The sequence below is a fragment of the Paraburkholderia sp. 32 genome (assembly GCF_050435345.1).
Classification (GTDB): domain Bacteria; phylum Pseudomonadota; class Gammaproteobacteria; order Burkholderiales; family Burkholderiaceae; genus Paraburkholderia; species Paraburkholderia tuberum.
Genome location: NZ_JBNDKD010000003.1, coordinates 68,685 through 77,817 on the forward strand (window position 1 = coordinate 68,685; position 9,133 = coordinate 77,817).

13 protein-coding genes and 3 pseudogenes are annotated in these 9,133 nt (G+C 64.1%); 12 read left to right on the forward strand and 4 right to left on the reverse strand.

From position 1 onward, the window contains the following. Nucleotides 1–54 precede the first annotated feature (54 nt). Nucleotides 55–309, reverse strand: a pseudogene (locus OKW26_RS22915) (aminotransferase class V-fold PLP-dependent enzyme); the annotation flags it as partial. An 824-nt stretch (nt 310–1,133) separates the two neighbouring features. Between OKW26_RS22915 and nifB the strand changes: the two are divergent. From nifB to OKW26_RS22975, 12 genes and pseudogenes are all read left to right on the forward strand, one after another. Next, a complete protein-coding gene (gene nifB, locus OKW26_RS22920; protein ID WP_429355321.1) occupies nt 1,134–2,729 on the forward strand; it encodes a nitrogenase cofactor biosynthesis protein NifB in 1,596 nt (531 codons plus the stop codon). A 41-nt stretch (nt 2,730–2,770) separates the two neighbouring features. Then, nucleotides 2,771–2,965 carry a 4Fe-4S binding protein gene (locus tag OKW26_RS22925; RefSeq protein WP_026226294.1) on the forward strand — a complete coding sequence of 65 codons (195 nt, stop codon included), beginning with the start codon at nt 2,771–2,773 and terminating at the stop codon, nt 2,963–2,965. Nucleotides 2,966–3,015: 50 nt separating this feature from the next. Next, nucleotides 3,016–3,423: a HesB/IscA family protein gene (locus OKW26_RS22930; protein ID WP_429355322.1), complete on the forward strand. Its 408-nt coding sequence runs from the start codon at nt 3,016–3,018 to the stop codon at nt 3,421–3,423. 15 nt (nt 3,424–3,438) lie between these two features. Then, the gene (locus OKW26_RS22935) at nt 3,439–4,020 is read left to right on the forward strand and encodes a hypothetical protein (protein ID WP_429355323.1); all 582 of its coding nucleotides are present in this window, start codon (nt 3,439–3,441) and stop codon (nt 4,018–4,020) included. Between the two features lie 140 nt (nt 4,021–4,160). Continuing rightward, on the forward strand, nt 4,161–4,541 hold the full coding sequence (locus tag OKW26_RS22940) for a nitrogen fixation protein NifZ (protein ID WP_429355324.1): 381 nt from the start codon (nt 4,161–4,163) through the stop codon (nt 4,539–4,541). Next, nucleotides 4,538–4,813: a nitrogen fixation protein NifZ gene (locus OKW26_RS22945; protein ID WP_429355325.1), complete on the forward strand. Its 276-nt coding sequence runs from the start codon at nt 4,538–4,540 to the stop codon at nt 4,811–4,813. The genes OKW26_RS22940 and OKW26_RS22945 overlap by 4 nt, the downstream gene beginning before the upstream one ends. Further along, on the forward strand, nt 4,810–5,181 hold the full coding sequence (locus OKW26_RS22950) for a hypothetical protein (protein ID WP_429355326.1): 372 nt from the start codon (nt 4,810–4,812) through the stop codon (nt 5,179–5,181). The genes OKW26_RS22945 and OKW26_RS22950 overlap by 4 nt, the downstream gene beginning before the upstream one ends. A gap of 49 nt (nt 5,182–5,230) precedes the next feature. Then, nucleotides 5,231–5,711: pseudogene (locus OKW26_RS22955) on the forward strand (aminotransferase class V-fold PLP-dependent enzyme); the annotation flags it as partial. A 176-nt stretch (nt 5,712–5,887) separates the two neighbouring features. Continuing rightward, the gene (gene nifT / locus OKW26_RS22960) at nt 5,888–6,106 is read left to right on the forward strand and encodes a putative nitrogen fixation protein NifT (RefSeq protein ID WP_184062972.1); all 219 of its coding nucleotides are present in this window, start codon (nt 5,888–5,890) and stop codon (nt 6,104–6,106) included. A gap of 1 nt (nt 6,107) precedes the next feature. Beyond that, the gene (locus OKW26_RS22965; protein ID WP_429355327.1) at nt 6,108–6,386 is read left to right on the forward strand and encodes a hypothetical protein; all 279 of its coding nucleotides are present in this window, start codon (nt 6,108–6,110) and stop codon (nt 6,384–6,386) included. After that, nucleotides 6,373–7,536 (forward strand): DegT/DnrJ/EryC1/StrS family aminotransferase, encoded by a 1,164-nt coding sequence (locus OKW26_RS22970; RefSeq protein WP_429355328.1) that lies wholly within the window; start codon nt 6,373–6,375, stop codon nt 7,534–7,536. Before OKW26_RS22965 ends, OKW26_RS22970 begins: the two co-directional genes overlap by 14 nt. A gap of 2 nt (nt 7,537–7,538) precedes the next feature. Continuing rightward, a pseudogene (locus OKW26_RS22975) lies at nt 7,539–7,667 on the forward strand (SIR2 family protein); the annotation flags it as partial. Between the two features lie 10 nt (nt 7,668–7,677). On the opposite strand, the gene OKW26_RS22980 reads toward OKW26_RS22975, so the two are convergent. From OKW26_RS22980 to OKW26_RS22990, 3 genes are all read right to left on the reverse strand, one after another. Beyond that, nucleotides 7,678–8,034, reverse strand: coding sequence for a hypothetical protein (locus tag OKW26_RS22980; RefSeq protein WP_429355329.1), 357 nt, complete (start codon nt 8,032–8,034; stop codon nt 7,678–7,680). A gap of 24 nt (nt 8,035–8,058) precedes the next feature. Beyond that, a complete protein-coding gene (locus OKW26_RS22985; protein ID WP_090811320.1) occupies nt 8,059–8,295 on the reverse strand; it encodes an FmdB family zinc ribbon protein in 237 nt (78 codons plus the stop codon). Between the two features lie 82 nt (nt 8,296–8,377). Then, the gene (locus tag OKW26_RS22990; RefSeq protein WP_429355330.1) at nt 8,378–9,052 is read right to left on the reverse strand and encodes an OmpW/AlkL family protein; all 675 of its coding nucleotides are present in this window, start codon (nt 9,050–9,052) and stop codon (nt 8,378–8,380) included. Nucleotides 9,053–9,133: the final 81 nt, after the last annotated feature.

Consider the following 9,133-nt stretch of genomic DNA (forward strand, 5'->3'; position numbering starts at 1 on the left):
CGTGGACGCCGCCGTGCATTTGGCGCGCGATCCGCATGCGCGGCCGGAGCTCCACGAGGTCCAGACAATCTCGTGCGGGTCCCCGTTGACGAGCGAGCTGACCTGCTCGCGGGCCAGTTCCACCGCTTCTTCGCCGACCCAGCCGTAGGCATGCGAACGGCTGGCGGGATTGCCGTACATCTCGGTCAGGTAAGGCAGCATGCGTCTGATCACGCGCGGATCGACCGGCGTGGTGGCGGCATGACCCAGATGCACGGGGTTGAAGCCGCGCGGATGGAGGCCGGTATTCACGCGTTGGAAATCCGACATTGCAGGCTCCTGAAAGCGGGGTAATGCGACCTTCAGGGCAACTTCTATGCCAGTGGATTTTCACGCTCTAGTGGCCTCTTTCAACTGGGCCGCTGTTGTTTCGCTGTTGTTTTTGTGTCGATGCGCCCGACGAGTGAGGATTGCCGCCGTTCTTTTGTCGGATTTGTCGTTACGCGCGCTGGATTGACATGCGCGATGGCTGAATCGTCAGGCGTGGAAATGCGCTTACTTCAAACGCTGTGTCTTTGGGTCGATCGTGCGCCTTGCGCTGGTACATCGAAAGCGCGCAGCGCACGAAGGGGAAGTCAATCGTGAACATTCAGGCAAGCGTTGCCCGGCAAGCGTTGGACGGCGTCTACGAGGTGAGCAAGACGCTGGTTTCGTCGCTCGATGTGGCGAAAGCCTTGCGCGAGTCCCTGAACTAGCTTGTGCAGACGATGGAGTGGCGGCGCGCCTTTGTGGTGCTGGCCGAACCGGACGGGCAACTGCGCGGCCTGAGCGCTACGGGTCTTTCGCGTGACGAGCAGCAGCGGACGACCACACGTTCGCGACATCGCAAGCCGGGGAAGCCGGAGGGTGAACGCGAACGATTGATCTGGTTTGTGCGGGTCCATCTCGCTGGTTCAGAACATGCTGTCCGGGTCGTGTGAGATTTGTCGCAACACCGACACGACGCAACGAAATTGTAGGGATACGTCGCGCGCCGGGATCAAACAGAACTGCGAAATATATCCTAACCCGTTGATTCCTGGCGCTCTTGTCGAGTGGCATGGATCTGGCTCTATGGCTTGCGCGCGGCCGCCGTTGGTTGCGAGGAGATATCCATGCAAGCGAGTTCAAATGCGAGCGACTTGCCCGCAGCGGCCTATATCAGCATCGGGCAGATTAAACCGCTCGGCGTGAAGATCGAAGACCCGTCCACCGGTGGCGGCTGCGGCACGCACGGTGGCGAGGGTAGGGCCAGTTGCGGCGCGTCGGGTAGTCTCGACGACATGCCGCCGGACATCTGGGAGAAGGTCAAGAATCACCCATGCTACTCGGAAGAAGCCCATCATCACTATGCGCGCATGCATGTGGCGGTGGCGCCGGCTTGCAACGTCCAGTGCAACTACTGCAACCGCAAATACGACTGCGCGAACGAGTCGCGTCCCGGCGTGGTCTCTCAGAAGCTAACGCCGCAACAGGCAGTGAAGAAGGTCGTGGCGGTCGCAAGCGAGATTCCACAGATGACGGTGCTTGGCATCGCCGGTCCCGGTGATTCGCTGGCGAGCCCGAAGAAGACCTTCGAGACGTTCCGGATGCTGCAGGAACAGGCGCCGGACATCAAGCTGTGCCTGTCGACCAATGGCCTGGCGTTGCCCGACCTCGTGGACGAAATCTGCAAGTACAACATCGACCACGTGACAATCACCATCAACATGGTCGACCCGGCGGTGGGCGAGAAAATCTATCCGTGGATTTTCTGGAAGCACAGGCGCGTGACCGGTTACGAAGCAGCCCGCATCCTTCATGACCGGCAGATGAAGGGTCTCGAGATGCTCACCGCACGCGGCGTGCTGACCAAGATCAACTCGGTGCTGATTCCCGGCATCAACGAGGAGCACCTGATCGAGGTCAACCGCGACGTCAAGAAACGCGGCGCGTTCCTGCATAACATCATGCCGCTGATTTCGGAGCCCGAGCACGGCACTCACTTTGGCCTGAGCGGCCAGCGCGGACCGACTGCGCAGGAACTCAAGGCCGTGCAGGACGCCTGCATGGGCGGCGCCAACCTGATGCGTCATTGCCGCCAGTGCCGCGCGGATGCGGTTGGCCTGCTGGGCGAGGACCGCAGCGAGGATTTCACGCTCGACAAGATCGAGCAGATGGAAGTGGTCTACGACCTCGACCGCCGCCGTGAATACCAGAAGCGCGTCGAAGCCGAGCGTCAGGCGCAGCACGACGCGAAGCAAGAAGCGCTGGCTGTCTCTCGTGAGATCGACGTCGCCGACGACATGAAGGCGCTGGTCGCGGTCGCAACGAAGGGCGGCGGCCGGGTCAACGAGCACTTCGGCCACGTCACGGAGTTTCAGATCTTCGAGGTCTCGGCAGCCGACGCGCTGTTCGTCGGCCATCGCCGGGTGGACCTGTATTGCCGGGGCGGTTACGGCGACGACGAGCAACTACCGTCGGTCGTGCGCGCGCTCCACGACTGCCACGCAGTGCTGGTCGCGAAGATCGGCGCCTGCCCGAAAGACGAACTGGCGCAAGCGGGCATCGAGCCGGTCGATCAGTACGTCGGCGAATTTATCGAAAAAGCGGTGCTTGCTTGGTTCAACGACTACCGCAGTCGCATCGCCAGCGGCGCCATCGTGCACCGGGACCGCGGCGATGCTTCGATCCGCCAGGGTGCTTACACCTCGTCAGCCTCAGCGGCGTGACACCCCCACACCCTTCCAGACAGGACAACAGGAGAGCCTCCATGCCTCTGAAGATTATTGCGTCCACCTGTACGGGATGCTCGGCCTGCGAACCCGAATGCCCCAATGTCGCGATCAGCGAGAAAGGCGGCGTGTTCGCGATCGACCCCAAGAAATGCACCGAATGCGAAGGCCACTTCGACGACCCGCAGTGCGTCGCCGTGTGTCCCGTGGACGGCTGCATCGTTCAGGTTTGAGTCTGGCTCGTGGCCGGGCCGGCCATTCATCCATCAGGAGACTACGCATCATGCTGTCCAACGTAACTGTTACGAGTGCCGCCGAGAAGTTCATGCGTCGTATCGTGCGCTTTTCGGGCCTGCCGGCTGGGGCCGGCTTTCGTCTGGTGGTGAGCGCCGGCGGCTGTTCCGGCTATACCGCGAAATTCACCGCCGAGCCGGCGCTGCAACCAGGCGAACAGGAACTCGACATCAACGGCCTGCGCGTATTCCTGCCGGCTGAGAGCCGGCTGATGCTCGAAGGCATAACGATCGATTTCGCCGACACGCCAACCCAGTCCGGCCTGATCTTCTTCAATCCGAACCAGGCCGCTTGTGGTTGCAGCAGCAGTGCGGAGTCGGCGCCGCCGGGCGTGGCGACCATCGATGTCAGCGCGATTGGCCGCGGGCGGCCGCCGCTGCCGCGTCGGATCTCCTGAAGAGGAGCGATGGCGATGGAGTCCGGCGACCGTGCCCTCGACGACGTAATGACCGCGTTTGCGCAGAGCGCGATTGGCGGCGGCTTGCCGTCGGGCGTCAATGCATTGATCGCCGAGGCGGGTCGATTGCGCGAGCGCCCCGACGAGGCGCTCGCGCTGTTGCAACGCGCCCGCGCCGCCGCGCCGCGCCATCCGGTGCCGTTGATCGCGCTGTACCGCTTTTACTTCTACGGCCATCAATTGGCGCAGGCGCGTGCGATCGGCGAAGACGCGCTGGCGGTCGCCCGCACCGCGCTGGGCTCAGATCTCGGCGACGAACCACTTGCGGCCGCGATCGTGACCACGCGTTATGACGCGGCCGCGCGTTTTTATCTGTTCACGCTGAAGGGCCTCGCGTACCTCAACATGCGTCTCGGCGACTTTGAAGAAGCGCGCATGCTACTGCGCGAATTGCGCCGGCTCGATCCCGAAGACCGGGTGGGGGGCGCGCTGCTTTCGCAGGTCTTGGATCGTCATGAGACCAGCGTCGGGTCCGACGATGCAATGGATGCGTTGAGTGCGTATCCGACGCGCGGCTGGACGGGTACGCAACCATGAGCGTACAGAACGTGCGCGTACCAGGCGGCGACATTGCACCGCGCCACTGGCAGGGCGGCCCGCTCGACTGCGCCGGCAGTCGGGCGAGGTCGCGAACCTGATGACCACCGGACAGACGCAACGATCAGCAGGAGTGAAGCATGGCTGACATCAACCGCGACGACGACCTGATCGAGGTCGCGTTTCCCCCGCGCTTCAACTACGGCGAGCGCGTGATCGCACGCGCGGTGATCCGCAACGACGGCACCTACAAAGGCAAGGACATCGGCGAAGTGCTGGTGAACAAGGGCGAGATTGGCTACGTCACCAGCATCGACACCTTCCTTCAGCAGTTCTATATCTACGCGGTGTATTTCGTCGAGAGCGGCCACCGTGTCGGCATGCGCGCGAAAGAGCTATGCACGCTCGACAACCTGCCGGACGACGTGCTGCAAGGCTTGGGCGAGCGGGCCGAAGCGCTGCACAAGATCGGCACGCGGGTCCAGCCGGAAACGTCGCAACCGCAGGAGCCGTCAGCATGAGTATCGAACCGGTTCAGCCTGCTTATCAGTGGGGCAGGCGCGTGATCGCGCTGGATGACCTGTGCAACGACGGCAGCTTTCCGGAGCGCGGCCAGGACGATTGTCTGGCCGAGGCGGGTACGGTCGGCGAAATCGTCAACGTCGGGCAGGTGGTTGAGAGCGGCGAGCCGGTCTATCTGGTGCAGTTCGGCAACTGTGTCGTCGGATGCACGGAGAATGAAATTGCGCCCGCACCCGCCGGCCTGCTACCCGAAGAAGGAGCCATGTCATGACGGTTCAGGCGAGCGCGCCAGAAGCGGCGCCGCCGCGCGACGGTTTGCGCGCGGGCCGCCCGTTCGACCTGACCCAGCGCCAGATCGAGCAAGCGTTGCGCGAGCGTACCCGCTACCGCTATGTGCTGCCGCGCGTGCTGCGCGACGGGCAGGGGTTCCGTGTCGAGAGCCCGTGCTGCTCCCGCAATGTCGACGCGAATGGCGGGCTGATCGACATAGCCTGGCTCACGCGCGATGAAGACGGTATTTGGCACCTGAGCGCGCGCGATCATGCGTCGCACCGATGGATGCCCCAGCATGAGAGCACCGATCTGGCCGAGCTGCTGGACACGCTGTGCATCGATCGCGAATGCGTGTTCTGGCCGTGAAGCAAATTAACGGAGCCGGGCGTCGATCTATCTCGACCACAACGCGACCATGCCGCCAGCCTCCGCCGTGGCAGGCGATGCTGTCCATCCTGACGGATGTGTGGGGCAACGCGTCGTCGCAGCATGCCGTCGGGCAGCAGGCGAAGGGCACGCTCGCTGCGGCCCGCGCGACGATCGCGCGAGCGCTCGGTTGCAAGCCCGCAGAGTTGATCTTCGCCAGCGGCGCCACCGAAGCCAATCACCTGGCCGTGTGCGGGCTGCACGCGGCGGCGCCGGAGGGCCGGCACCGTGGCGTATTCAGCGCGATCGAACATCCGGCGCACCTGAAGCTGGCGCGTGCGCTGGCTGCACGCGGCGTTGCGGTCGACTACGTCGCCGTACGGCCCGACGGGACGCTGGACCTCGACAGCGCCGCCGCGCTGATTGGACCTGACGTCGCGGCGGTCTCGCTGATGGCGGCCAACAACGAGACGGGCGTATTGATGCCGGTCGCCGAAGTACGCGATCTCGTGCACTCGGCCGGCGCGCGCACCGCGCTGCGTGACGCACTGGAGCGGCGGCTGCGGTGCGCGCTGCCGGCCGTCCACGTGTTCATTGAGTACGTGCTCGCCCATCCACCGCGGTTGCTTCGTCCACTGCTGGAGGAAGCACCGCATCCCGCTTGAACCTGGTTTGAACCTGTCATCAATCCCCGGAGTCCGCAACCATGAAAGTCATGATCCGCAAGGACAGCAAGGGCGCGCTGAGCGCCTACGTGCCAAAGAAGGACCTGGAAGAGCCCATTGTCGCGATGGTGCAGCCCGGGATGTGGGGCGGTCTCGTCACGCTCGCGAACGGCTGGCAACTCGAATTGCCCGCGATGGCCGACGATACGCCACTGCCCATCACGGTCGAAGCGCGGCGCATTGCTGGCGTGGAGGAGTGAGATGAGCCTGAACGCCGAGCAATTGGACTTCGCGGCGGACCTGCTCCGCACGGCACCGACGCTACGCGACGCCGCCGCGCAATGGCACGAACGTTATCCCGAGGTCCGCACAATGCATGTCAGCGCAACGGTGATGCGCGACGAGACAGCAGCGCTCCGGTTCGGTGTGCGCAGTATCTATTTCGCGATATCGGCCGGGTATTACAGGACCATCACGCAGCGGCCTGAAGAGGTCGATGCGTTGATCCTGACTGAGGACAAGGCGCATGAAAATCAATGAGATCGCGTTGAGTGAACCGGCTTGCGCGGCGCGCGAGATCGATCTCGTCAACGCGGTGCTGCAATCCTCGCGTTGGAGCGACGGGTCGATGCTTCATTCGTTCGAGCGCGCGTTTGCGGGCTGGGTTGGCCGGGAGTATGCGGTCGCGGTCGCGAGCGGCACGCTCGCCACCTGGATTGCGTTGCGCGCGACGGGGATCGGCCCGGGAGACGAGGTGGTCTGCGCGTCGCACACCTGGCATCAGGTGGCGCAGGCGATCACGCTGGCGGGAGCCGTGCCGGTGTTCGCCGACATCGACTACTGGAGCGGTTGTCTGAGCGCCGAAAAAGCCGCGCAGAAGATCGGCCCTCGCACGCGCGCGATCCTCGCCGGCAATACCAACGGCCACCCGGCCGCGTGGGCGCTGCTGCGCGAATTGGCCGACGCGCAGCGCTTGCGGCTGATCGAAGACAGTACTGAGGCGTTGGGCTCGCGCTACCGGGGCCGCAACGTCGGCTGTTTCGGCGACGTATCGGTGTTCGACTTCTCCAGCCCGTCCGCGCTGTGCACAGGAGCGGGCGGCATGCTCGTCACCGACGATCACGAACTCGCCCATGAACTGCGCTATCTGCGCGAGCGGCGCGTCACGGACCGCGCGTCCGTCTCGGTCGGCTCGCGGGTGCCGCTGCAGGCGGGCATCAGTGATCTGACCGCCGCGCTCGGTCTCGCGCAACTTGCCGAACTCGACACGCGCCTCGCGCAGCGAAAGCAGGTCGAGACCTGGTATCACGAAGCGATGCAAAGCTTCGAAGGGATCAAGCCGGCCTACGTGGCCGAGGACGTCGAAGAAGTGCACTGGATGCTCTATGTTGTGCATTTGGGCAAGCGTTTTACGCAGAGCGCGCGCGCCCAGATGATCGACGACATGAAATCTTGCGGCATTGAGACGGTGGCCTACAGCCATCCGCTGCATCAGCAGTTCCACTACATGAACGCGGGCGATGCGATCGGCCGCAAGAGCGGCCTGTTGCCCGACACCGAGCGCATCGGCGATCGCGCGCTGGCGCTGCCGCTGCACACGCTACTCGACACCGACCAGGTCAAGTACATCGTCAAGACGCTGAAAGACACCGCGACCAACGTGGGCGCCGGCGCTGCCATTTATCTGTGAGGCTGCCCGACGAACCGACGCGTATGGAGGCGCGCATTCTCGAAGAGCAGGGCATCACGTGCATCGCGATGCCGCTGGGCGGGTTCGCCGAAGCGTTGGTGGATGCCATGCAACCCGCACTGGCCGCGTGAAGCGTGGCCGCTATCCATCGTTCTTTATCCGTAGCCCTTTATCAAGATCGCCGTCATGACCACATTGACCGTACTGCCTTCGGGCAAGACCTACGGCGTTGCCGCCGGCGCGACCCTGCTGCAGGCAACTCGGCCTCGCGCTGGCGCGCGTACTGCATGCGCAGGACGTTTCCGTCGTGGTCATCGAAGCGCTCGAGCGCGAGGGCGGCCGTGCTGACGCAATGTTGCGAAGCCACGCGTCGAGATACGGGCAGATGCCCTTCGCGCGTTCCAGCAGGCTGTCGGCGGTGGCCCGATCCAGCGTGCCGGCCATCAAGACGGTGAGACTGAGTGCCATCCCGTAGGCGCCCTCGAGGTTCATATACATCGACAGCGCGATTCCCCGTTGGGCTCAGCGCAGCAGCTTGCGGCGCTCGGCCGGCGAATAGTTGCTGAGGTGCCCTTCGCGCGCCGCCTGACGCCGCGCGCGGGAGATGATCGCGCGGCTCTTGCCGGGCGAGGCCGGCGCGCTGACCTGCTTGTCCAGCGCGGTGCCGCCGCATTGCGGGCAGACGGGCGTGTGGCCGGCGCGCACCAGCGTTTCGAATGCGTGGCCGCAGGCCGCGCAGCGGTAGTCGTACAGGGGCATAGTGATCAGATCTCCGTTTCAGGTGGATGGGGCGCAGCGGATCGCCCGTTGGTGCGAGCTGTGGTCTGTCATTGCGCGCTCGCTAGAACTTCATCCCGACGCCTATTCCCAGTACCAGTGGGTCGATGTCCAGCCGGCCCAACGAACTATCGCCGAGCGAGGCGTCCGTGTGCATCCAGATCTTCTTGATATCCGCGTTGAGAAAGACGGTCTTCGTGATCTGCACGTCGACGCCAGCCTGCACCGCCGGACCGAAGCTGCTGCGTGACACCTGGATGCCTTCGGAGCCCGCGCTCAGGCCGTCGTTGTAGAAGTACGTGTAGTTGACCCCCGCGCCGACATACGGTCGGATCATGCCAGCATGGTTGAAGTGATATTGCAGCAGCAGCGTCGGTGGCAGCACGTTCACGCCACCTAGATCGCCGAGGCCAGACGTCACGTGGTGCCGCGAGGTGGCGAGAATCAGCTCGATGCCGATCGCGTCGCGGATCATATAGGTCAGATCCATCTCCGGCACGAGTGCGTTATTGACACCCACGCCGAGCGACGACAACGTGCCGCTGGTGTGTACTTCGGGCTCGATCGAGATGGCACGCAGACGCACGAGCACGTCACCGGCGTGGATCCCATCCGCCGGCACCTGGCCTGCCATCGTGCTTCCGTTCGCGCTTACGTCATCCGCGTATGCCAGCACTTCGAACAAACCGGTAGTGCACAGGCTTGCCACGATCATGACGGCCTTAATCATGTGCTTCATCGCTTTCCCCTTGTTGACGTATGCGGGGAATTGTCGACGCGCAAATCAGGGCTGCCCTTGCGCAGGATCAACCGGTCCCGA